20 protein-coding genes and 1 pseudogene are annotated in these 23172 nt (G+C 73.3%); 9 read left to right on the forward strand and 12 right to left on the reverse strand.

Features of this window, described 5'->3' with window-relative positions; translation table 11 throughout:
* Positions 1–43: 43 nt before the first annotated feature.
* Positions 44–742, reverse strand: coding sequence for a class I SAM-dependent methyltransferase (locus ACH4E8_RS17920; RefSeq protein ID WP_398449231.1), 699 nt, complete (start codon positions 740–742; stop codon positions 44–46).
* A gap of 247 nt (positions 743–989) precedes the next feature.
* The gene (locus tag ACH4E8_RS17925; RefSeq protein ID WP_398449145.1) at positions 990–1589 is read right to left on the reverse strand and encodes a TetR/AcrR family transcriptional regulator; all 600 of its coding nucleotides are present in this window, start codon (positions 1587–1589) and stop codon (positions 990–992) included.
* Positions 1590–1728: 139 nt separating this feature from the next.
* On the opposite strand from ACH4E8_RS17925, the gene ACH4E8_RS17930 reads away from it, so the two are divergent.
* A complete protein-coding gene (locus ACH4E8_RS17930) occupies positions 1729–2550 on the forward strand; it encodes an SDR family NAD(P)-dependent oxidoreductase (protein WP_398449147.1) in 822 nt (273 codons plus the stop codon).
* Positions 2551–2589: 39 nt separating this feature from the next.
* Here the strand turns inward: ACH4E8_RS17930 and ACH4E8_RS17935 are convergent, their stop codons facing one another.
* The 3 genes from ACH4E8_RS17935 to ACH4E8_RS17945 form a co-directional block, all read right to left on the reverse strand.
* On the reverse strand, positions 2590–3462 hold the full coding sequence (locus ACH4E8_RS17935) for an alpha/beta hydrolase (RefSeq protein WP_398449149.1): 873 nt from the start codon (positions 3460–3462) through the stop codon (positions 2590–2592).
* 724 nt (positions 3463–4186) lie between these two features.
* Positions 4187–5374: a DUF2786 domain-containing protein gene (locus ACH4E8_RS17940; protein ID WP_398449151.1), complete on the reverse strand. Its 1188-nt coding sequence runs from the start codon at positions 5372–5374 to the stop codon at positions 4187–4189.
* 32 nt (positions 5375–5406) lie between these two features.
* The gene (locus ACH4E8_RS17945; protein WP_398449153.1) at positions 5407–6078 is read right to left on the reverse strand and encodes a lipoprotein; all 672 of its coding nucleotides are present in this window, start codon (positions 6076–6078) and stop codon (positions 5407–5409) included.
* Between the two features lie 81 nt (positions 6079–6159).
* Here ACH4E8_RS17945 and ACH4E8_RS17950 point away from each other — a divergent pair, with 81 nt between their 5' ends.
* Together ACH4E8_RS17950 and ACH4E8_RS17955 are read left to right on the forward strand one after the other, a co-directional pair.
* Positions 6160–6717 carry a sugar O-acetyltransferase gene (locus tag ACH4E8_RS17950; protein ID WP_398449155.1) on the forward strand — a complete coding sequence of 186 codons (558 nt, stop codon included), beginning with the start codon at positions 6160–6162 and terminating at the stop codon, positions 6715–6717.
* Between the two features lie 48 nt (positions 6718–6765).
* Positions 6766–8475, forward strand: coding sequence for a bifunctional 3'-5' exonuclease/DNA polymerase (locus tag ACH4E8_RS17955; RefSeq protein WP_398449157.1), 1710 nt, complete (start codon positions 6766–6768; stop codon positions 8473–8475).
* A 674-nt stretch (positions 8476–9149) separates the two neighbouring features.
* On the opposite strand, the gene ACH4E8_RS17960 is transcribed toward ACH4E8_RS17955, so the two are convergent.
* Both ACH4E8_RS17960 and ACH4E8_RS17965 read right to left on the reverse strand, forming a co-directional pair.
* Complete coding sequence (locus ACH4E8_RS17960) at positions 9150–11054, reverse strand: alkyl/aryl-sulfatase (protein WP_398449159.1); 1905 nt, start codon at positions 11052–11054, stop codon at positions 9150–9152.
* Positions 11055–11140: 86 nt separating this feature from the next.
* Positions 11141–12154 carry an Acg family FMN-binding oxidoreductase gene (locus ACH4E8_RS17965; protein WP_398449161.1) on the reverse strand — a complete coding sequence of 338 codons (1014 nt, stop codon included), beginning with the start codon at positions 12152–12154 and terminating at the stop codon, positions 11141–11143.
* Positions 12155–12388: 234 nt separating this feature from the next.
* On the opposite strand from ACH4E8_RS17965, the gene ACH4E8_RS17970 reads away from it, so the two are divergent.
* From ACH4E8_RS17970 to ACH4E8_RS17980, 3 genes are all read left to right on the forward strand, one after another.
* Positions 12389–14794, forward strand: coding sequence for a SpoIIE family protein phosphatase (locus tag ACH4E8_RS17970; protein WP_398449163.1), 2406 nt, complete (start codon positions 12389–12391; stop codon positions 14792–14794).
* A gap of 452 nt (positions 14795–15246) precedes the next feature.
* On the forward strand, positions 15247–17115 hold the full coding sequence (locus tag ACH4E8_RS17975) for an ABC transporter ATP-binding protein (protein ID WP_398449233.1): 1869 nt from the start codon (positions 15247–15249) through the stop codon (positions 17113–17115).
* Positions 17116–17118: 3 nt separating this feature from the next.
* On the forward strand, positions 17119–17565 hold the full coding sequence (locus ACH4E8_RS17980) for an SgcJ/EcaC family oxidoreductase (RefSeq protein ID WP_398449165.1): 447 nt from the start codon (positions 17119–17121) through the stop codon (positions 17563–17565).
* A 207-nt stretch (positions 17566–17772) separates the two neighbouring features.
* Here ACH4E8_RS17980 and ACH4E8_RS17985 read toward each other — a convergent pair whose 3' ends face one another.
* Positions 17773–18768: a helix-turn-helix domain-containing protein gene (locus tag ACH4E8_RS17985; RefSeq protein WP_398449167.1), complete on the reverse strand. Its 996-nt coding sequence runs from the start codon at positions 18766–18768 to the stop codon at positions 17773–17775.
* A gap of 197 nt (positions 18769–18965) precedes the next feature.
* Between ACH4E8_RS17985 and ACH4E8_RS17990 the strand changes: the two genes are divergently transcribed.
* A complete protein-coding gene (locus tag ACH4E8_RS17990; protein WP_398449235.1) occupies positions 18966–19280 on the forward strand; it encodes a cupin domain-containing protein in 315 nt (104 codons plus the stop codon).
* 146 nt (positions 19281–19426) lie between these two features.
* Positions 19427–19903, forward strand: coding sequence for a carboxymuconolactone decarboxylase family protein (locus ACH4E8_RS17995; RefSeq protein ID WP_398449169.1), 477 nt, complete (start codon positions 19427–19429; stop codon positions 19901–19903).
* 134 nt (positions 19904–20037) lie between these two features.
* On the opposite strand, the gene ACH4E8_RS18000 is transcribed toward ACH4E8_RS17995, so the two are convergent.
* A complete protein-coding gene (locus tag ACH4E8_RS18000) occupies positions 20038–20514 on the reverse strand; it encodes an SAM-dependent methyltransferase (RefSeq protein ID WP_398449171.1) in 477 nt (158 codons plus the stop codon).
* Between the two features lie 36 nt (positions 20515–20550).
* On the reverse strand, positions 20551–21372 hold the full coding sequence (locus ACH4E8_RS18005; protein ID WP_398449173.1) for a Tat pathway signal protein: 822 nt from the start codon (positions 21370–21372) through the stop codon (positions 20551–20553).
* A 90-nt stretch (positions 21373–21462) separates the two neighbouring features.
* On the opposite strand from ACH4E8_RS18005, the pseudogene ACH4E8_RS18010 reads away from it, so the two are divergent.
* Positions 21463–21717, forward strand: a pseudogene (locus tag ACH4E8_RS18010) (DNA mismatch repair protein MutT); the annotation flags it as partial.
* A 12-nt stretch (positions 21718–21729) separates the two neighbouring features.
* On the opposite strand, the gene ACH4E8_RS18015 reads toward ACH4E8_RS18010, so the two are convergent.
* A complete protein-coding gene (locus ACH4E8_RS18015; RefSeq protein WP_398449175.1) occupies positions 21730–22302 on the reverse strand; it encodes a GNAT family N-acetyltransferase in 573 nt (190 codons plus the stop codon).
* A gap of 55 nt (positions 22303–22357) precedes the next feature.
* Positions 22358–22966: a dihydrofolate reductase family protein gene (locus tag ACH4E8_RS18020; protein WP_398449177.1), complete on the reverse strand. Its 609-nt coding sequence runs from the start codon at positions 22964–22966 to the stop codon at positions 22358–22360.
* Between the last annotated feature and the right edge of the window lie 206 nt (positions 22967–23172).

Raw genomic sequence — 23172 nt, forward strand, 5'->3', positions numbered from 1 at the left:
TCTCCTCAAGCAAGGGTGTGTGGGGGGAAGGGGGCGGGACGGGTCAGGCGGCGGGCGTGCGGCCCACGACGACCAGGCGGCGCGAGTGCTGGTCGTAGGGGCCGCCGTCGAAGTCCCCGTACGTGGACACGGAGTCGAAGCCGGCCGCGCGGAAGAGGTCGTGGAGTTCGGCGGCGCTGTAGAGGAACGAGTGGATGGAGGCGGTGCGGGCGCTGTCGCCGCGCACCAGCGTCCAGTCGGTGCGCAGCCGCCGCCAACTGTCGAGGACGGTGTCGCGCTGGACCACGTACGAGCCGTCGGGCAGGTCGACGACCTGGGGGCGGCCGATCCAACCGGCCAGCACCTCCTTGCCCATGACGTCGACGACGAGTCGGCCGCCGGGCGCGAGGCTGCGCCGGGCGTTGCGCAGGACCTGGAGGTTGTCGGCGGGGTCGGCGAAGTAGCCGAAGGACGTGAAGACGTTGAGGACGACGTCGTACGCGCCGGGGCGGACGTGGTGGAGCATGTCGGCGCGCAGCAGTTCGGCGCTGACGCCGGCGTCGGCGCAGGCGGTGCGGGCCCGGGCCAGCATGGGTTCGCTCAGGTCGACGCCGGTGACGCGGTGGCCGCGGCGGGCGAGCGGGACGACGAAGAGGCCGGGCCCGCAGCACAGGTCGAGGACGCGCGAGCCGGGCGGGAAGTCGAGCAGGGCGGAGTCGGCGACGAGCGCGGCGACGGAGTCGGCCCGGGCGGGGGAGAACATGGTGGGCGCGAAGTCCACCCAGAGCGCGTCGTCCGCGTACCACTCGGGCGGAGCCTGGGCCTCTTGCGGGTCCTGAGCCTCTTCGTGGTCCTGGACCCCTTCGTGGTCCTGGATCTCGGTTTGGCCTTGGGGGTGGGGCACCGTCGACCTCCTGGGAACCGTACGTCCTCGTCCGTCCCTACAGTGGTCGTACCGTAACGCTGAGGAGTTCCCGGCCGGTCCTGCGAACCGCGCTTCGGCGGCCGCTTCAGGGGCCGAAGGCCCGCAGGGTCGCGTCGACGAGGGAGTCGGCGTACGCGGGCGTCAGCGGGCCGCTGCGGTGCAGCCACCGTTGGAAGAGGGGCGCGTAGAGCACTTCCAGGGCGAGGTCGAGGTCGGCGTCGGGGCGGAGTTGGCCGGCTTCCTGGGCGCTGCGCAGGCGCGCCTTCTTCGCCTCCTCCAGCGGTCGGGCCAGCTTCTCGCGGTACTCGGCCGCCAGTTCGGCGTCGGCCGCGACCTCGGTGGTGAGGGCCCGGATCAGCTTGTCGAAGGAGGGGTCGGCGAACTCCTCGACGGTGGCGCGCAGGACGAGCTTGAGGTCGGCTTCGACGTCGCCCGTGTCCGGCAGCGCGAAGGACCCGGCGTCCGCGCCCTCGCTCAGCGCCAGGAGGGCGGCGAACACGACCGCGCTCTTGGACGGCCACCGCCGGTAGATCGTCTGCTTGCCGACGCCGGCGCGGGCGGCGATGGCCTCCACCGTGACCTTCTCGTACGGCTCCTCGGCGACCAGGGCGCGGGTGGCCGCGAGGATCGCCTGCCGGGAACGCTCCCTGCGCCGGGAGTGGTCCGGCCCCTTCTCGTTGGACATGCGCTCACCCTAGCCGAAGGAAAACGAGACGCACCGTTTCGCAAATCCCCGACGATGCCTTAGGCTTCCCATGAATCGAGACGCAGCGTCTCGTTTACCTAGTCGGCCCGTGGTGGCCGAAAGTGAGAGGTGAGGCGCGATGTCGGAGTCGAAGGTCTGGTTCATCACCGGCGCGTCCCGCGGCCTGGGCAGGGCATTCGCCGAGGCCGCCCTGGCGGGCGGCGACCGGGTGGTGGCCGCCGCCCGCCACGTCGAGCCCTTGAAGGAACTCGCCGATCGGCACCCCGGCCTGCTCGTCCCGCTCGAACTCGACGTCGCGGACCGCAGCGCCGTGTTCGACGGGGTGGAGCGGGCGGCAGCCGCGTTCGGCGGGCTCGACGTGGTCGTCAACAACGCCGGCGGAATGCTCTACGGCATGGTGGAGGAGGCCACGGAGGAGCAGATCCGGGCCCACCTGGACGTGAACTTCTTCGGCGCCGTGTGGGTGGCCCAGGCGGTCCTCCCGCACCTGCGCGCCCGGGGCGGGGGACGGCTCCTCCAGGTCACCTCGATGGGCAGCGGCGGCGGCATGGCCACCGTCGGCTTCTACTGCGCGGGGAAGGCCGCGCTGGACTCCGTCAGCGAGGCCCTGGCGATGGAGGCCGAGGGGTACGGCGTCAAGGTCACCGTCGTGCAGATGGGCGGCTACAACACCGGCCTGTTCACCACCGGCACCACGAACACGGACCCGCTGCCGGAGTACGCGGCGCTGCGGACGCAGATGGAGGCGATGTGGGGCGACGCGGTGGCCCCGGAGCCGGCCACCGCCGCGCCGGTCGTCATGGAACTGGCCGCCCTGCCGGACCCGCCCCGGCGGTTGATCGTCGGCAGCCAGTCCTTCGACCACGTCATGGAGATGGGTCGGGCGCAGACGGACGCGTACCGGTCCTGGGAGCACCTCAGCCGCATCGCCCCGGGGTGACCGGCGCCCCCGTGGCTCGGGGGCACCGGCGGGCACGACCTAGACCAGGCGCGTCAACAGGTCGGCGAAGGGCTGCGGCCGGCTGAAGTAGCCCACGTGCGACGCGTCCAGGGTGTGCACGTCGAACGGGTTGTCCGGGGTCAGCTCGTCCGCCTTGCGGATCAGGTAGTCCTGCACGGCCGGGGTGATGCTGCGGTCCTCGGACAGTCGGACGTACGTGTGCGGGACGCGGCCCCACCCGTCGGCCCGCACCACGACCCCCGGCTCCAGCACCGAGTAGTTCTCGTCCGGGTCCATGGAGTCCAGCAGCACCCGGAACTGGCCGTCGGTGGCGTCGGCCATGATGGCGGTCTTCAACTGGGCGAAGAGCTCCGGGTCGGCGTGGGCGCTGCGCCAGTTCAGCCGGGCCACGGCGGGGTCCGGCGCGTCCGGCGGGCTCGGCACGGTGATCCGCGCCGCCGCCGCGTCCAGCAGGTTCTCGTCCACCACGTCCCACGGCTCGGTGAGCATGGCCGGGTCGCTGAAGCACAGCGCGGAGAGGTACACGACGCGGTGGAGCAGGTCGGGCACGGCGTTGGCGACGGCGCTGACGGTCAGGCCGCCGAGGCTGTTGCCGACCAGGACGACCGGCCCGTGCTCGGCGAGCCGGCGCACGGCGGCCACGACGTGGCGGACGTTGTCCTGGAGCGTGACCCCGTCCATCGGGGAGGGGGCGGCGGCCAACTCCGCGGCGTCCTGCGGCTGCCGGTAGTAGGCGGCGGGGCTGTCGGCGCGGTCACCGTGACCGGGCAGGTCGACGGCGTACGAACGGTGTCCGAGCAGGGCCAGTTCGTTCTGCAACGGGCCCCAGGCCCGGGCGTTGCTGGAACCGCCGTGTACGAAAACGAAAGTGGGGCGCGATTCTGCGCGCATGGTGAAGATCCTCGTCATCCAGAGGCGAACGGTGGACGTGGACCCCGATGCCGGCACGGCCGGCACGACGGGTCAGGACGTCGATCGGGTGCGCGTGGCGTACCAGTTGTGGATGACGGAACTCATACGCCGATCGTACCAGCGCGACCACGGGCGGCCCTTGGCCGTGTCCGCGGTGTGCGCTTGCCTGTGCGTGTGGACGGGGCCGCCGTTTCCCTGTGGGAGCGTTGGTCTCCGCGGCCCGGTGGTGGTTGCTCGCGCAGTACCTCCCCCTGTGCCCTGAGGGCATGGGGGGGGACCCCAGCGCTCCTTTCCCGCCGTTTCCCTGCGGGGTGCGCTGATCGCTGCGGACCGTGGGTGGTTCTCGCGCAGTATCCCCGCGCCCCTGAAAAACCCCACGCCCTGCGGGCGTGCGGGCCCAGGGCCATGCCTACGCCCGCAGGGCGAGGCAATGAGGGGCGCGGGGATACTGCGCGACAAGCCCACCACCGGGCCGCAGAGACCAACGCTCCTCAAGTGCTACGGCGAGGGGGTTTGGGGCGCTGGGGTACCACCACGCCCTTCGGGCATAGGTGGGGGTGCCCCCGTGCCCGCAGGGCACAGGGGGAGGAACTGCGCGACAAGCCCACCACCGGGCCGCGGAGACCAACGCACCCCGCAGGGAAACGGCGGCCCCGTCCACACGCACAAGGACGTCGCGGACACGGCCCGGCCCGGCGCACGCCTACCGCAGGGGTGGCCGATCGGGGCCGACGCGGGCGCCGTCGGCCGCTGCGCGGCCCTCGGTCCAGCCGGCCTCGTCGTTGACGCCGCGCACCCGGGTCGAGGTGGTGCGCGGGAACATCGCCTCGGTCGTGGCGGCCACCGCGACCTCGCGGGTGGCGAGCACGGGCAGCAGGTCGTCCGGGGCGGCGACGGACGCCGCGGCGGAGGTCAGCCGCTCGCCGACGCGGGCGGCGTAGGCGGTGAGGAAGGATTGCCGGAACGTCTTGGTGCGCTTGCGGCCGCCGGCGCGCTGGGCGGCCTCGGCCCGGGTCATCGCCGCGTTGCCCTGGACCAGGAGCGAGGTGTAGAGCACCTCGACGGCGTCCAGGTCGGACGCGAAGCCGACGACCGTCGAGAAGCCGAAGTCCTCGCTCCACACCGCCCGGCAGCGGTTGGCCTCCGCGACGGCGTCGAGCAGGATCGCCTTCGCCGTCTCGTACGGCGCGTCGACGCCGATGCGGCAGGCGGCGGGCCCGGCCGCGGACGCGGACTGCGCGGTGAGGGCCTCGGGGTCGACGCTGTGCCGGGCCGCGAGCTCCTGCGCCTTCGCGCTCAGCGCCTCGGCCTCCTCGGGGTAGTCGGTGGCCTCCGCCTTGGCGAGCAGCGCGCGTATCCGGGTCAGGGTGCGGCTCTCGCCCGCCGGGAGCGGCCCGCGCGGGGCGGCGGCCGGGGATTCGCCGGGGACCGGGCCGACGGGTTCGATCGTCGGCAGGTGCAGCAGCAGCCGGTACAGCTCCAGTACGGCCGTGGCGTACGAGAAGCGGTCGGGCGCCCGCCACGGCGGCACCGACTCCGGCGCCAGCTCCGCGAGCTGGGCCGCCCAGCGGGCGGGGAGCGCCGCGGGCGGGTAGCGGTCCGCCTCGGACCTGATGAGGGCGGCGACGGTGCGGACGTGGTGGTCTTCGAGGTCGCGCCGGACGAGCCGGACGACGTCGGCGGGCTGCCAGCCGCGCTCCCAGGCGCCGCGCAGGAAGCCCTCGCCGCGGCGGGTCAGCTCGGCGTCGGCCGCGTCGCCGGCGGGGACGGCGGCGAGGAGGGAGGCCGCCGAGTCGAGCGCCGCGTCGACGCCCCTGCGCGGGGCGCGGGCGTACAGCGCGGACGCGAAGGCCGCGTCGACGGCGGAGGGCGGTGGGGTCTGCTGGTTCATGGGTGCCAGGGGGTGCGTACGGTACGGGCGGGTCAGGGGGTGCGTACGGACTGCTTCGCGCGCTCGTACGCGGGGAGCACGGCGTCGTGCTCCGCGTCGTCCATGGCGTCCACGACGATGACGACGACGCCACTGGGCGTGCCGACCGCGAGCGCGCGTTCCTTCTCGGTCTCCTCGGTGACGGCGCTGGTGCCGAGGTAGGTCACTTCGACGGCCGGCAGGGCGCCGGCCTTCACCTCACGGTAGACGACCTGCTCGCGCTTCTCGTCGGGGACGTCGGTGACGAAGGCTTCCAGGGCGGCGCGCGGGTTCTCGCCCGGCAGCGAGCCGGTCCACACCCGCAGGAAGCCGGTGGCGCCGCTGGGACGGGCGTCGAGTTCGCAGGCCAGGGTGACCGTGCCCTGGACGCCGATCGCCGCCCCGGCGTCGCCCTCCAGCTTGACGGGCGCCACCTTCCAGTCGGCGGGGGCGTCGAGGGCCACGGGGAGGGGGCAGGGGCTGCCCTTGGCGCCCACGGTTTGGGCGGGGCCGGTCGCGGCGGCGGGTCCCGTGCCCGAGGAAGCGGATCCCGTGCCCGATGAGGTGGAAGGGGCGGCCTTGCCCGACGGCTCGGCTTCGGTGCTACAGCCGCTGACCAGGGCGAAGGCGAGAGGAAGCGTGGTGAGAGCGGCGATTCTTCGCGCGGTGCCGTTCGCATACGTCATGGAAACCCCCTGGATCCGTCCACTGGCAGGAGGTGATCCTAAGCGGGTCGACGGGGGCCGCAGAGAGCAGGAGGCTGCAAGGTGGGCGAGCACAAGGACCGGATGCTGGCGGGCGACTGGTACCTGCCCGGCGATCCGGATCTCATCGAGGACATCAAGCGCCGCGCCGAACTGTGCGCCCGGTACAACGCGATCCCCTGGGGGTCGCGCGAGGAGCGGGCGGCGATCCTCAAGGAGCTGTTCGGCTCGGTGGGCGAGAACGTGCGGATCCGGCCGCCGTTCGAGTGCGACTACGGCACGTACATCACCATGGGCGACAACGTCTTCGTGAACGTGAACGCGGTCTTCCTGGACGCCGCGCCGATCACCATCGGCTCGGACGTCCAGATCGGGCCCAACGTGCAGTTGGTGACGCCCAACCACGAGCTGCACCACGAGCGGCGGCGGGAGGGCTGGGAGCGGGGCGAGCCGATCACGATCGGGGACAACGTCTGGCTCGGCAGCGGGGTCGTCGTCTGCCCGGGCGTGACGATCGGGGCGAACACGGTCGTGGGCGCCGGGTCGGTGGTGGTGAAGGACCTGCCGGCGGGGGTGCTGGCGGTGGGTAACCCGGCCCGGGTGGTGCGCGAACTGCCCTGAGAAGGCTTCGTACCGGGCGTTGTCAGACCCGGGTGCGAGACTCGGCGCATGGCTGAACGGTGGGCCGTGGCGGCGGTGGAGGGGGGCGGGGCACGGCTCGCCCCCCTCCGCCCCGACGGGCTGCCCGCGGGCCCCGTCGTCGAGGAGCCCGACCTCGCGCACGCGGTGCGCTCGCGCCCCGAGGTCGGCCGCTGGGTGTGGCGGTCGACGGCCGAGGTCTATCCCCGGCTGCTGGCGGCCGGCGTCCGCGTCGAGCGGTGTTACGACGTCGAGGCGGCGGAGGCGCTGTTGCTGGGGCACGAGGGCCGGCTCGGGGAGCCGCGCTCGGCCGCGGCGGCGTTCGCGAGGCTGCACCGCCAGCCGGTGCCGCCCGACCCGCCGCAGCGGGCCGCCGAGCCCGGCGCACAGTCCTCGCTCTTCGAGCCGGAGCGGGTGGCCGTGTCGCTGGAGTCGCTGCTTGAGGTGTACGCGGAGCAGCAGCGAAGACACGGTGCCGCCGAGCACCCCGGGCGGATGCGGCTGCTGACGGCCGCCGAGTCGGCCGGGATGCTGGTGGCCGCGGAGCTGCACCGCGCGGGGCTGCCGTGGCGCGCGGACGTGCACCGCGGCGTGCTGGAGGAGCTGTTGGGCGAGCGGTACGCGGGCGGCGGCGAGCCGCGGCGCCTGGCGGAGCTGGCGGAAGAGGTGTCGGCGGCGTTCGGGCGGCGGGTGCGGCCGGACCTGCCGGCGGAGGTGGTGAAGGCGTTCGCGGCGGCGGGCGTCCGGGTGCGGTCGACCAGGCGGTGGGAGCTGGAGGAGGTCGACCACCCCGCGGTGGCCCCGCTGATCGCGTACAAGAAGCTGTACCGGATCTGGGTGGCGCACGGCTGGAGCTGGTTGCAGGACTGGGTGCGCGACGGCCGGTTCCGCCCGGAGTACCTCCCCGGCGGCACGGTCTCCGGCCGCTGGACGACGAACGGCGGCGGGGCGCTCCAGATCCCCAAGGTGATCCGGCGCGCGGTCGTCGCCGACGAGGGCTGGCGGCTGGTGGTCGCCGACGTGGACCAGATGGAGCCCCGGGTGCTGGCGGCGATCTCCCGCGACCGGGGCCTGATGGAGGTCGCCGGGCACCCCGGGGACCTGTACGCGACCCTGTCCGACCGGGCGTTCTCCGGCGACCGCGAGCAGGCGAAGCTGGCGCTGCTCGGCGCGGTCTACGGCCAGACGTCCGGCGACGGCCTGAAGAACCTGGCGGCGCTGCGGCGGCGCTTCCCCGCGGCGGTGGCGTACGTGGACGACGCGGCCCGCGCCGGCGAGGAAGGCCGCCTGGTGCGCACCTGGCTGGGCCGGACGAGCCCGCCGGCGGCGGGGGCGGGGGACGACGACGGCGAGGCGGGCCTCCCGCAGGAGGCGCCGGACGACGCGGGCGGGGGAGCGGGCGCCGGAGTCTCGGATGGTGGCTTCGTCCCCGGTTACGCCTCGACGAACGCGCGGGCGCGGGGCCGCTTCACCCGCAACTTCGTCGTCCAGGGCAGCGCGGCGGACTGGGCCCTGCTGCTCCTCGCCGCGCTGCGCAGCGCGACCGCGTCGATGCGGGCCGAGCTGGTCTTCTTCCAACACGACGAGGTCATCGTGCACTGCCCGGCGGACGAGGCGGACGCGGTGACCCGCGCGATCGCGGAAGCGGCGGAGCTGGCGGGCCGGGTCGCCTTCGGCGACACCCCGGTGCGGTTTCCGCTGACGACGGCGGTTGTCCGGTGCTACGCGGACGCGAAGTGAGCGCGCGGGCGCTCCGAATGCGCGGGCGCTCCGGAAGCGGGTGCCGGTTCCGCCGTCGTACTGCGGTCGCGTTGGTCTCCGCGGCCCGGTGGTGGGTTGCTAGCGCAGCCCCCCGCGCCCCTGGACACCTGCGTTGTTGTTCTGCGGTCGGGTTGGTCTCTACCGCCCCGTGGTGGGCTGGTCGCGCAGTTCCTCCCCCTGTGCCCTGCGGGCACGGGGGACCCCCCACCTACGCCCGAAGGGCGTGGTGGTACCCCCAGCGCCCCTAAAACCCCGTCCTCCAACCAGCAGGCGAATGGCGCGGGAAGCGAAACAGGGGCGCGGGGAACTGCGCGAACAACCACGACGTACCCGCAGGGACCAACGCTCCCGCGGGGCAACGGTGGCGCCGTCTACGCAAGGCGGAGGATCTCCCGCGTACTGGACGTACTCGGGTGATGCGACAACGCAGCGTGGGGGCACCACCGTGCCCGCAGGGCACAGGGGGAGTGCCGTGCCGGGCGCCACGAGCCGGTGAACCTTTCCGGTCACAGCACTATGGGCGCTGGGGGTCCCCCGTACCCGCACGTCACAGGGGCGCGGGGGGCTGCGCCAGCAACCCGTCACCGGGGGCGCGGGTGGCGGCGTTGCTCGGCTGGCAGGGGGAAACCGCGGGCGCAGGCGCATCGCCGCGGTCATGGGGTGACGATCGGGAAGTTCGGGTCGCCCGGGTCGAGGAGCGAGGCGAGGGTGGCGAGGACGGAGCGGTCGCCGTCGATCTGGATGCCGGCGGCGTCCAGGCGGTCCGGCGTCAACGGGCCGGCGACCAGGGCGGGGAGGGCCTTCGCGGTGGTCGTCAGGGTGACGTCGGCGGCGCCGCGCCGGGGCGCGGCGGTGTGGGTGAGCGCGCCGTTGGCGAGGCGGAGGCGGTACCGGGCGTCGGTGCCGGGGGCCGCGTCGGTGAGTCGGACGTCGATGGTGAAGTGCTCGTCCCACGCCTTCGGCCCGTCGATCTGCACGGCGAGAGCGTCGAAGAGCTTCGGCAGGCTGAGGTTGGCGACGATGTCGGCCGACGCCGCGACCGTCGGGGTGCCGAACTGCCCGTCGCGCAGTTCCGCCGCACCGGACAGGTAGAAGTTGCGCCAGGTGCCGTTCTCGGCGCCGTAGCCGAGCTGTTCGTAGGTGTCGGCGAGCAGCTCGCGCGCCCCGGCGTGGTCGGGCCGGGCGAACACGACGTGGCCCAGCACCTCGGCCGCCCAGCGGAGGTCGCCGGCGTCGAAGGAGCCGCGGGCCTTGGTGACGACCGCGTCCGCGCCGCCCATGAACTCGACGTACCGCCTCCCGGCCTCGACCGGGGTGTGCTGCCACAGGTGCGCCGGGTTGCCGTCGAACCAGCCCATGTAGCGCTGGTAGATCGCCTTGATGTTGTGACTGACGGAGCCGTAGTACCCGTGGGTGTGCCAGGCGTCCTCCAGCGCGGGCGGCAGCCGCAGGTGCTCCGCGATCTCGGTGCCCGTCCAGCCCTTGTTGATCAGGCGCACGGTCTGGTCGTGGAGGTACGCGTACAGGTCGCGCTGGCCGCTCAGGAACTCGACGACGCGGTCCCGGCCCCAGGTCGGCCAGTGGTGGGACGCGAAGGCGACGTCCGTCACCTCGCCGAAGAGGTCGATCGCCTCGGTGAGGTAGCCCGCCCAGCCGTGCGGGTCGCGCACCACCGCGCCGCGCAGGGTCAGCAGGTTGTGCAGCGTGTGCGTGGCGTCCTCGGCGGTGCACAGCGCCCGGTGGTCGGGGAAGTGGATGAGCATCTCCGCCGGCGCCTCGGAATCGGGCGCCATCTGGAACACCATGCGCACCCCGTCGATGACCTCCTGCTGACCGGTCGTGGTGACGTCCACCGTCGGCGGGATGAGGGTCACGGTGCCGGTCGACGTCGTCTGCCCGAGGCCGGCGCCGACCTGGCCCCGCGGACCGCGGGCGAGGGAAGCGCCGTACATGTACGCCGCGCGCCGGCCCATGGCGGTGCCCGCGTAGACGTTCTCGGAGACCGCGTGCTCCAAGAAGCCCTCCGGTGCGAGCACCGGCACCCGGCCCGCCGCGACATCCTCCGCCGTCGTGACGCCCTTGACCCCGCCGAAGTGGTCGACGTGCGAGTGCGTGTAGACGACGCCGGTCACCGGGCGGTCGCCGCGGTGCTCGCGGTAGAGGGCGAGGGCCGCCGCCGCGGTCTCCACCGAGATGAGGGGGTCGATCACGACGACGCCCCGCTCGCCCTCGACGAACGTCACGTTCGACAGGTCGAAGCCGCGCACCTGGTAGATGCCTTCGACGACTTCGAACAGGCCCTGCTGGACGACGAGTTGCGACTCTCGCCACAGGCTCGGGTTCACCGTGGCGGGGGCGTCGTCGACGAGGAAGGCGTAGCCGTCGCCGTCCCAGACCGGGGAGCCGTCGGCACCGGTGACGACGTTCGGCGTGCGGCGGGCGATCAGGCCCCGTGCGGCGTCCTCGAAGTCCTGGGCGTCGGAGAAGGGCAGTCGGTCCTGGAGGTCGGCTTGCTGGCGCGCGATCGACGGCTCGGCCCCTTTGGGCGTGGATGACATGGCTCCCACGGTTCCACCCGCATGGCTTTTGCGCATTACATGCGCTTTGCGCGCATCGTGACCGAGGGGTTCGGGGTCGCGGGCAGTCAGCCGATGGTCAGCACCTCCCCCGTCGGCCGACGGTGGGTCGACGGGCCCTGCGGCCCGTAGCCCAGTCGGATCACCATGTGTACGTGCCCCATCGCGGTGGCCGGGTCGCGCACCGCCCACCGCAGGTCGCTCCACTCCAGCGCCTGCGAGGCGACCGACGTCGCCAGGCCGTCCAGCGTCGCTTCCAGCAGCACGCGCTCCATCGCCTGGCCCGCCCGCAGCCAGTCCACGGGGTGGTCGAACGCCGTTCCCAGCAGGGCGAGTTGCGGCGACTCCTCGAAGGCGGCCCACTCGCGCACGTACGTGTCGTCCGGTGACTCGAAGTCCCGCATCGGCGCGCCTCCCGACCGGCTGCGCGGCCCGAAGGCGTACCGCGGGATGCCCTCCTCGCCGACGTCCTCCCGGCCCGGGCCCTCGGTCCAGCGCGCCGTCTCCTCGCGGTGTCCCGGCTCGGCCTGTTCGCGGTTCATCGCCTCGCTGCTGAGTTCGAGGATGGTCCTGCGGTGGAAGGCGTCGGGGAAGGCGAGTCGGGCGCCCTCCAGGAGCGCGGCCCGGCGCAACACGTCGAGGAGGGAGTCCTCGATCCGCTCGTCGCGGAAGGGCGCACGGCTGGTGTGGCGGCGCCGGAGCGCGGGGTGGAGCTCGGCGAGTTCGTCGTACGACTCCGGGGGCCGGCGCACCAACTCCACCTCGGCCAGCAGATCGGGGTCCGCGGGGTCGGGCAGCAGCCGGGTGACCGGGTCCCAGCCGGCGTGCACGGCGGCCACCCGCAGGTTGAAGACGGCCGCGGCGCAGCCGATGAGCAGGGCCCGGCCGTCGGGGTCGGACTGCGGCATGGCCCGGCTGCGGTCGGCCCGCAGCCGGAAGGTGCGGGTCGCGGGGGTGAAGCCGAAGCTCCAGGGCTGGGCGTTGTGCATCGACGGGGCCAGGGTCGCGTCCTCGACCAGCGACGTGACCAGCGCGGTGTCCAGCGGACGGGCCTCGGGAAGTGCGGTGGGGGTGGGGTGCACGGGCCGGCTGCTTCCTCTGGGGGGCGGGTCAGTCCCAGGGTTCCGGTTGCCCCGCCCACAAAGGAGGGTCAAAAGTCTGATATCGCCTTTAAACACAATAAAAGCAGCTTTTGCGGTTCTTTGCTTGCCGGGCCCGGCTGCGGGGACGAGCGGGGACGGCGGTCCCCGGGGGAGACTGGTCGATGAGGGGGCTCCACGCAGCCCTCGGCCTTCGGCCTCGTGAGGAGGTGCTCGATGGCAGCCGGGGACGTCGGCAGCGACGGCGGACGCAGGGGCGCCGGCAGCGACGGCGGAAGCGGAAGCGGCACCGACGCGGATCGCGTGCGCGAGGGCATCATCCGCCTGCTGAACAGCCCGGACCCGCAGAGCCTGCTGGTCACCGTGCTGGAGCTGGGGCTCGCCGGCGCCGGCGCGTACGGCGGCTCCGTCTTCGTCGCCGACGAGGACGGCTGGCTCCGCCTCGCCGGCTACCTCGGCACCAACGAGGAGGTCCTCCGGCGCTTCCCGGCGATCGCCCCGGACTCCTCGCTGCCGCTCGCCGTCGCCGTGCGCGAGCAGCGGCCCGTGCACGGCGTCTCGGACGACCTGGTCGAGCGCTATCCGGACCTGGCCGGGCTCCAGGAGGAGGTGCACTTCCTGGTGATGCCGCTGCTGGTCGACGACCGCTGCCTGGGCGGGCTGGTCGTCCAGTACGACCGGCCGGGAGCGCCGGCGCCCGACGACCACCGGCTGCTGACGATGGTCACGGAGGTGTGCGCGCACCGGCTGGAGCACCTGCTGATGCGGGAGGGCGCGGAGCGGGCCGCCACGACGTTCGAACCGGAAGCGGCCGCGTCGACCGGGGCGCAGGCCGATGCGCCGACCGGCCCCAAAGGCATCGCCGGCCCCAAAGACATCGCCGACCCCACGGACGTTGCTGATCCCTCCGCCGTTGCCGATCCCGCCGCCGTCGACCCCGCCGACGTCCAGCGCCGTAGCCAGAGCCGTCGCACCCGGCTGGAGCTGGCGATGTCCAGCGGCGACATCGGCTCCTTCGAGTGGGACATCCCCTCCGGCATCGTCATCGCCGACGAGCGCACCATCCGCCTCTTCGGCTTCGACCCCGACCGCTTCGACTCCCTCGTCTCCACCTTCCTCGGCGCCGTCCACCCCGACGACCTCGACGAACTCCTCGTCACCATCGAGCGCAGCAAGCGGGAGGGGGCGCACCACGCCGTCCACCGGGTCGTCTGGCCGGACGGCTCGGTCCGCTGGCTGGAGTCCAAGGGGAGCATCGAGTACGCGCCCGACGGCGAGCCCGCCCTGATGGTCGGCGTCGTCTGGGACTGCACCGCACAGCGCGAGCGGGTGTCGCGCCGCGAGGCCCGCCGGGAGTTCGTCCTCAAGGTCACCAACTCCTTCGCCGCCGCGCTCTCCACCCGGGACGTGCTCGACACCATGACCGGGACGGTCCTGCCGGAGCTGGGCGCGACCGCCCTCGCCATCCACATCGAGCAGGAGGGCCGGCTACTGCTCGCCGGCGCCGCCGGCTACCCCGAGAGCACCCTGAGCCGGCTGCGGCTGATCGGCACGGTGGCGAACAACCCCATGTCGGAGGCGCTGCGCGCCGGCCACCCGCTCTTCTTCGGCTCCCGCGAGGAGTACCTGGAGCGCTTCCCCGACCCGCGGCTGCGGCCCACCGACTCCCACGGCGCGTTCGTCTTCCTGCCGCTGGCCTCGGCGGACGGCACCGTCGGCACCTGTCTGATCTCGTACGACCGGCCGCGCCGGTTCACCCACGACGACCAGATCATCACCGCCGCGATCGCCGGCATCCTCACCCAGTCGCTGGCCCGCTCCCGGCTCTCGGACCTCTTCCGCCGGCGGATGACCGACCTCCAGGAGCTGATGATGCCGCGGGCGCTGCCCCGGCTCCCCGGCTTCGAGATCGCCGCCCGCTACCTGCCGGCCGCCGAGGGCATGCAGGTCGGCGGCGACTGGTTCGACCTGCTGCCGCGCGAGGACGGCGGCGCGTCGCTGGTCATCGGCGACGTCGAGGGCCACAGCGCGCAGGCGGCCGGCGTGATGGGGCAGCTCCGCACGGCGCTGCGGGCGCACGCGTACGACGGCTACCGGGCCGAGCACCTGATGGCCCGCGGCAACCACACCCTGTGGGGCCTGGACACGGACCGCTTCGCGACCTGCTGCATCGTCGACGTCTCCCCGCGCGCCGGCCACCTCCAGGTCGTCCGCGCCGGCCACCCGAGCCCGCTCCAGGCCGAACCGGACGGCACCGTGCACGAGTTGCCGACCCCCGGCGCGCTGCCGCTCGGCTACGCGCCCGCCGACCGGTACCCCGTCTACCACGGGCAGCTCCAGCCGGGCGCCGCCCTGCTGCTGTACACGGACGGCCTGGTGGACACCCCGGACCGGCCGTACGACGAGGCCGTGGCCGCGGTGTCGGCCGAGCTGTCGCAGTGGATGACCCGGCCGCAGCACGGCAGCACCGACCGCCAGGGCGACCTGGAGGCGTTGGCGGACGGCCTGGTGTCGAGCGGCCGGGCGGCGAACGGCTCGACGCACCCCGGGTACGACGACGTCGCGGTGTTGCTGGTGCGACGCACGTCGTGGGAGACGGGCCCGGTGCGGATGGTGCGCTGAGCACCTCACGAGGCGCCGTGCGCCCGCGCCCCGTTCCCCATCGCACACCCTGCCCCGTCCCCGGGCGGAAACGCCCTTTTCTCCCGTACGGCTTCCGGCGGGCGAGCAGGGTGGCACCTGCGGGGCGTACGCACTAGCGAGACGGGGTGGCTCGGATGACTCACCGGAACACCGGAGCTACACGGACCACGAAGAACTTAAAGGACCCGAAGGACCCGAAGGACTTAAAGGACTTAGGGGGCGCGGGCGAGGAGCCCCTGAAGAAACCCGGAGAGGAAGCCCGGGGAACGACCGACCGGGAGAAGCCGAAGCAGCCGGGGGAGTCCCCGGGGGCGGAGGGGCCCGCGGAGGAGGTCTCGGAGTCGGAGCGGCTGCTCTTCGGCGGCCCCCTGCGCTACGAGGCGGGCTGGAGCACCCACGACGGCTCGTTCCTCGCGCTCGGCCTGCGGGCGATGGTCGCCCGGCTGCCCGGGCTCGTCGCCCTCACCGTCCGGCTCTCCCACCGCGCCGACCCGCGCGCCCTGCGCCAGGTCGCCGGCGCGGAGGTGGGCAGTGGCATCGCGCAGGCCGTCGGCCTCGTCGCGGTCAACGCGGTGCTCGTCCACCTGCTGGCCGGCGGCCCGACCGGGGACCGGCTGCGCGCGGCGCTGCCCGCGCTGGTCGTCGTCGCCTTCGCCGCGCTCGTCGGCGCGCTGCTGCGGTCCGTCTCCACGGCCGGGACGGGCCGGCTGGAGCCCAAGGTGTTCCGGGTGGCGACCGAGGAGTACTTGGAGCGGGTCGCCCGCGTCGAGTTGGCGGCGGTGGAGGACGAGCAGTTCCACAAGCTGCTGGACTCCGCGCAGTGGGGCGCGGAGTCGGCCCGTCGGATGATCCGCTTCTGCACGTCGGTGGTGAACGCCGGCATCTCGCTGGTCGCGGCGGCCGGGGTGCTCACGATCCTGCACCCGGCGCTGCTGCCGCTGCTCGCGCTGATGACGCTGCCCAGCGCGTGGAGTTCGCTGACGATCGCCCGCCGCCGCTACGTCTCCTTCCACACCTGGGTGCAGCACGCGCGCGCCGGCCAACTCCTCGGCCGGCTCCTCATCGACGCCCAGGCGGCGCCGGAGGTGCGGGTCCACAACATCGGCCCGTTCCTGCTGAAGCACTTCCGGATGATGGCGGAGACGGGCGAGCGGGAGCAGACCCGGCTGGCCCGCCTCGCCGCCCGCACCGGACTGATCGCCGCCGGCTGGACCGGGCTCGCCACCGCCGCCACGTACGCCACCCTCGGCGCGCTGCTGTGGACCGGGGCGATGGACCTGGCGGTCGCCGGCACCGCGGTCATCGCCATCCGCACCGGCTCGTCCAACCTGGACGCGCTCGTCGTCCAGCTGAACTACCTGTACGAGGAGAGCCTGTTCGTCTCCGACCTGGGCACGCTCTGCGCGGAGGCGGACCGCCGGCTGATCCCGGCGACGGGCCGGCCGCTCCCCGCCGAGGTGCGCGCCGTCCGCTTCGAGGACGTCACCTTCACCTACCCCGGCGACCACGGCACCCCGGCGCTGGAGGGCGTGAACGTCACCATTCCCACCGGCCGCATCGTCGCCCTCGTCGGCAACAACGGCAGCGGCAAGTCCACCCTCGCGAAGCTGCTGTGCGGTCTGTACGCGCCCGACTCGGGCCGGGTGATGTGGGACGGCGTGGACGCGGCGGAGGCGGACCGGGCGGAGTTGTTCGACCGGGTCGCGGTGGTGGCGCAGGACTTCTTCCGCTGGCCGTTCACCGCCCGGGTGAACGTCGCCATCGGCCGCCCCGACGCGCCCTGCGACGACGGGCTGCTCGACGCGGCGGCGGCGTACGCGGGGGCGGACGAGACCGTGGCCTCGCTGCCCCGCGGCTGGGACACCCTGCTGGCCCGCGGCTACCGCGGCGGCCACCAGATCTCCGGCGGCCAGTGGCAGCGCCTCGGCATCGCCCGGGCCCGCCACCGCGACGCCCGGATCATGGTCGTGGACGAGCCGACAAGCGCGCTGGACGCGGAGGCGGAGCAGCGCATCTTCGACCAGATCCGGGCCCTGGCGGCGGAGGGCCAGACGGTGGTGCTCATCACCCACCGGCTGCACAGCGTCCGGCACGCCGACGAGATCTACGTGATGGAGGGCGGCCGGGTCGTGGAGAACGGCTCCTTCGCGGACCTGATGGCGCTGGGGCCGCAGGGCACGTTCCGCCGGATGTACCTGGTGCAGTCGCGCCAGTACGCGTACGAGGAGGACTCCGCGCCGGGCTCCGCCGTAGAGCCCGTATCGGAAGCCGCGGCGACACCTTCTAGTACAGTGTTCTAGAGAATGGAACACCGATCGGGAGTGGAGGGGACGATGACGGTCGACGAGGTCATGGCCGAGTTGGAGCGCGCCTGGAACGCGGGGGACGGCGCGGCGTGGGCCGAACACTTCACGGAGGACGCGGACTACGTGGACGCGCTGGGACGGTTCCAGAAGGGGCGGGCTGTCATCGCGGCCGAGCACCAGAAGATCCTCGACACCATCTACCGGGGCAGCCGGCTGCGGATGCGGCTGCTCTCCAGCCACACGATCGCCGACGGCGTGCTGCTGGTGCACAGCGCGACCACGCTGGACGTGCCCGCGGGCCCGCGCGCCGGGCGGTGGCACTCCGTCCAGACGCAACTCCTGCGCGACGGGCGCGTACTGGCCTTCCACAACACCATGCGGACGGCCGTGGCCGACTTCTCCGAGCAGGACGAGGAGTACGCACGGCTGTCCCCGCTGGACTAGACCCTGGGCCGAGTCCGCAGGGTCCCGTGCGGTTGCCTGTGCGTGGGGACGGACCGCCGTTTCCCCGCGGGAGCATTGGTCTCTGCGGACTGCGCGACAAGCCCACCACCGGGCCGCACAGACCAATGCTCCCGCAGGGAAACGGCGGCCACGTCCACCCGCACAGGAAACCGCACAGGCAACCGCACGGGACACCGCGGGCACGCCCTACCGCGCCGCCGCGCCCGGCTCGACCTCCCGCGCGCGCCGGGTCCCGTCCCCGTCGGCCCGGAACGCCCGCCGGTAGGCGCCGGGCGTGGTGCCCAGCGCGTTGAGGAACCGTCGACGCAAGTTGGTGGCGGAGGAGAGCCCGACGCGCCGGGCGACCGCGTCCAGCGGCAGATCGGAGCCCTCCAGCAACTCCCGTGCCGCCGAGATCCGTTGCCCCAGCAGCCACTGCCCCGGGCTGGTGCCGAGCTGCTCGGCGAACCGGCGCGCGAGCGTGCGCTGCGAAACCCCCGCGTGCGCGGCCATCGCGGCCAGGTCCACGGCCTCGCCGAGCCGTCCGGCGGCCCACTCCAGCAGCGGCGCGAGCGAGCCGTCGATGTGCACGGGGTCCGGCGGCGCCGCGTACTGGAGCTGCCCGCCCTCGCGGTGCGGCGGCATCACCATGTTCCGTGCGACGTGCGCGGCGTACCGGGCGCCCTGGTCCTCCCGCACGAGGTGCAGGCACAGGTCGACGCCGGCGCCGGACCCCGCACTGGTCGCCACGTCGCCGTGGTCCACGTACAGCACGTCCGGATCGAGCCGCACGGCCGGGAACCGCGCCGCGAACTCCGTCGCCTGCCCCCAGTGGACGGTGGCCCGCCGCCCGTCCAACAGCCCGGCGTGCGCGAGCGCGAAGGCGCCGGAGCAGATGCTGACCAGCCGGGCGCCGCGGTCGTGCGCCCGGCGCAGGGCCCGTACGACCGGTTCCGACGGCGGCTCGGTGGTGGGCACCCAGCCCGGGACGACCACGGTGTCCGCGCCCTCCAGCGCGTCCAGTCCGGCCGTCACGAGCATGTCGTACCCGGCGCAAGTGGGGACGGCCCCGGGGTGCTCGGTGCACACCTCGAAGGCGTACCGGGTCGACAGTCCGGGCCGTACGATCCCGAACACCTCGGCGGTGCAGGCGAGTTCGAACGTCGACTGGGGCGGGTGGACGAGGGCGACAACGCGGTGCACGGCAAGAAAGTACCTCAGGATGTCATTTCTGACACTCGGCGGGAGCGGCGCCGGACGGCAGGCTGATCGGCATGACGACGACCGACGAGACGACCGACCCGACGGAACACTCCCGCGCCGCCGAGACGGCACCCCCCACGCTGACCACCACCACCACCACCACGACGGCGGCGTCGGCGGCCGGCACCGGCCCGGACATGCCCGGTTACGTGTGGTCCGCCGTCCGGGACGCGCCCGTGCGCGAACTCTTCCCCGGCATCCGGCAGCGGCCGCTGTGGCACGGCGACGGAGGCGCGTCGGCGCAGGTGCTGGAGATGGACCCGGACAGCCGCTGGGAGGGGATCGACGTCCACGACCCCGGCCCCGAGGAGGTGTTCGTCGTCTCCGGCGTCTTCAACGACGGCCACCGCGACTACCCCGCGGGCTCCTTCATCCACGCCCCCGCGGGCTCCTCCCACGTCCCGCAGACGACGACGGGCTGCACGCTGTTCGTCTTCTACCCGGAGGGCTGAGCCGACGCGGTCCGAGCCGCTTCGGCCTTCGGGCGCCTCGGGCGCCTTTCGGGCTTGAGGCGCCTCGGACTTGATGCGCCGGCCCTGTCACACGGGCGCGGGCTGTCTCGTCTCAAGGGTGTAGCCACCTCACGAAGGAGCACACCATGGACGCACGACTGGACCTCCTCACCGCCCCGGGCGCCGACAAGGCCCTCAAGCACCTGATGTCCGCGGGCCGCGCCCTACAGGAGTCGTCGCCGCTGCCGCCCGCGCTGCATGAACTGGTGGCGCTGCGCATCAGTCAGATCAACGGCTGTGCCGTCTGCATCGACATGCACACCAAGGAGGCCAGCGCCGCGGGCGAGACCCCGGTGCGGCTGAACATGGTCGCGGCCTGGCGCGATGCCACCGTCTTCACCGAGGCGGAACGCGCGGCCCTGGAGTTGGCCGAGGAGGGCACCCGGGTCGCGGACGCGGCCGGCGGCGTCAGCGACCCGATCTGGTCCCGCGCCGCCGAACACTTCGACGAGGAGGCGCTGACCAGCCTGGTGATCGCGATCGGAATGATGAACGCGGCGAACCGACTGAACATCATCACGCGCCGACCGGCCGGCGACTACGTGGCCGGCCAACTCGGCTGACCGCCGCCCGCGCCGGGTCACCGTGGCTTCTGCCCACCGCGGTGACCCGGGCCGGCCGCGCCGTACGGCCCGAGGCTCCCGGGCGCGCGCTCGGAACGGGGCGGCCGGTGTGCGGCCGTCGTCACCGGTCGCCCTCAGTCGGCTGTCTCGGCCCAGTAGTCGGCCAGCATCTCCCCGGGCCACCCCGGCTGCCGTACGGTCCCTCGGGGCCCCATCTCCCGGAAGTACGGCGCGAGGTCGTAGACCGGTGACCCGTCGACCGCGTCGAGATCGGTGACGTGGAGATCGAGCCCGTCGACCCGCAGCAGCCGGGGGAACGACTGCGCGAGTTGGTTCGGCCGCCGGTGGTTGCGGTGCACGAAGGTGCCGGTGCTCGGCCAGCGGGGGTTGTTGCGGGGGCTGCGGGCGTGCAGGGCGACGTCGTCCGGCGACGCCCGGTGGAAGTGCCACACGACGAGGAGGTGGGAGAACTCCTCCAGCCCCTGGACGACTTCGACCGGAAAGCCGGCGTCGAGACGGATGACCGCGGTGCCGCGCCACGCGTCTTCCGTCGGCTCGCTCCGGCCACCGACGACGATGCCGATGGGCTCGATCTCCAGCTTCTGCGTCATCCGCTTCCCTTCACCTGTCATCGAATCGCGGCAAATCTAAACGCTCACATACGCCGCCGCCCGGGCATCCAGCGCCGTCACGGCAGGGATGCCCCTGCGGCGATAGGGCGACAGGTGCGTCCGCATGTCGACCACCGCCTGTCGGGCCCGCCCCGAGTAGATGCCGTCCTCCACGGCGTCCAACGCACCGGACCACGTCACGCACGCCTCTTCCACGTGGCCGCCCGCGATCTGCGTTGCGCCGAGGTATCCGAGGGTCACCGCGTGGGTGCGCTTGAAGTCCGCGCCACGGGTTCGTACGGAACGCCGGAACTCGCGGACCGCACCGGCGCCGTCGCCCACGTCCCGCAACGCACACGCAGTCTCGTGGGCCAGTGACGCCTCGCCGAAGAAGAAGGTCCGGTTGGGTTCGGGGATTTCGTCACCGGCCGAAGCCAGGTCGTCCTCAGCCCGCAGCAGCGCCTTGGCCGCGGCTTGGCCGTTCCCCGTTGCGGCCAGGCCGCGCGCGTGGATCACGCCCAGGAGGGCGCGCTCCCGGGGGGTCGCAGCCGCGTAGCGTTCCCCGTGGACGGACGCCTCGGCCAGGTCCAGGCCCCGTCGGGCGAAGCCGAGATCGATCGCTTGATGGGCCATGGCCCGAAGGACGTGCCCGGACAGCGGGGCGTCGCCGGCGGGCGCGGCGAGCTTCACCGCAAGGACGAAGTACCTCTGGGCCACGGTGTGTTCACCGTTGTCGAAGGCCATCCAGCCGGACAAGTAGGAAAGCTCAGCCGCCGCTGAGCACATGTCTCGGCGTACGCCGTCGTCGTGGAAGCGGCCGTGCAGGAAGTCCCGTACGTCGGAGTGCAGATACTGCACCAGCGCGGTCCGTCCGTGACCCCCTCCGCGCCGCTGGTCCATGCGAAAAAAGGCCACGGTCAACTCCTGGACCGTGGCCACGTCGGCCCGCCCGAGGCGCTGAAGGTCGCCCACGTCATCCACGGCGCCCGCGGCGTCGAGGCGCCGGACGGGTTCCTCACCGTGGTGTTCGTCGCGCACGAGTGGGGTGGCGAGCCCGAGAACCGCGAACCCCGCAAGCACTCCGGGGTGTGCTGGGTCGACACGGCCGCCGTGCCCGACGCCTTCGTGTCGACCACGGCCAGTGCACTGCGCCGCTACCTCACCGGGGGCCCGGACGTCTCCCTCGACGGCTGGGGTCGGTGACAGCCGCCCCGCTCACCCCAACTCCCGCACCATCACCACGTACACGTCCCCACCCTCCCGCGACCGCGACTCGCCGACTTTGCGGTACCCCCACGCCCGGTACGCCGCCGTAGCCGCCACGGCGTCCCGGTGGACGTCGACCAGGACCCGTTCCGTACCGACGCCGTCCAGCAGGGTCCCGTGCAGACGACGGGCGACGCCCCGGCCGCGCCACGGTGCGCGGACGGCGAGTTCCAGGAGGCCGAAGGTGCGGTGGCCGTCCTCGTGGCGGACGTCGGCGGGCACCGGGGTGGTCAGGTGGTCCCACCAGTCCGTGTCGGGGGCGAGCGGGAGGCCGTACGCCATGCCGACGGGCTCGCCGTCCGCGGTGCGGGCCAGCGCGGCGCGGAACGCCGGGTTACGGGTCCGGGCGCGGAAGCGCCGGAGCGCGGTGGCGACGTCGTCCGGGCCCTCGCCGTACGGCGGCTCCGCGAACGCCTCGGCGTACACCAGGCCGAACGCGTCCGCCAGCGGTGCCGCGCCCGGTCCGTCCAGGCGGTCGACGGTGACGGGTCCCTGTTGCGTCGTGCGCTGTGTGGGATGCATGGGGCCAGTCTGGCAAGACCGACAGGGCCGGCAGGGCGGGCGAGACACCGTCAGGTCACTTCTTGACCCGGTAGCGCAGGTGGGTGACGCCGGTGCCCTGGACGACCGAGACGGGGCCTTCGAACTGCACCGGCGCGACGCCGAGTTCACCCCGTTCCCCGAAGAGCGTCTTCCCGGCGCCCAGGACGACCGGCACCAGCGCGATCCCGACCTCGTCGAGCAGTCCGGCCTCCAGGCACTGCCGGGCCATCTGCCCGCCGTTGACCACGACGTCCTTGGCGCCGGCCAACTCCTTCGCCCTGGCGACGGCCGCCTCGATGCCGTCGGTGACGAAGACGAAGTCCTCGTCGTCCTGCGGCCGGTCCTGGGGGCGCCGGTGCGTGAGCACGACCACGGGCACGTCCATCGGGTGGCGTCCGCCCCAGGCGTTCGTCATGTCGTACAGGTGCCGCCCGACGACCAACGCCCCCGTGCTCGCCCACTCCTCCTCGACCACTGCGGCGCTGGCCGCGGAGACGCGGAGCGGCGGCACGGCGGGGCTGGCCGTCGGGATCTCGACGTCGCCGTTGACGTACCACTGGAACAGCAGGTCGAAGCCGCTCTCCTCCGGCCCGGCGATGAAGCCGTCCAGGGACATCGTCGCGCCGGTGGTGACCTTGCTCATGCCGTTGTTTCCTTCGCTCGTCGACAGGTTTCGTAGGTACGTCGGAGCTGGAGCCCGCGTCTCTACATCCCGCGCCGAGAATCTTTCCGAACGCGGCCGACGGCGGTCCGCGCCCGGCGCCCTGGGGGCAGTGGGTCGACCCGGACGGTGCGGGGCTCGTGTGATCCGTGTGCGGAGGACGCCCGCCCCCGGCCGAACAGTTGCCC

The sequence above is a fragment of the Streptomyces sp. NPDC017979 genome (assembly GCF_044328175.1).
GTDB lineage: Bacteria > Actinomycetota > Actinomycetes > Streptomycetales > Streptomycetaceae > Streptomyces.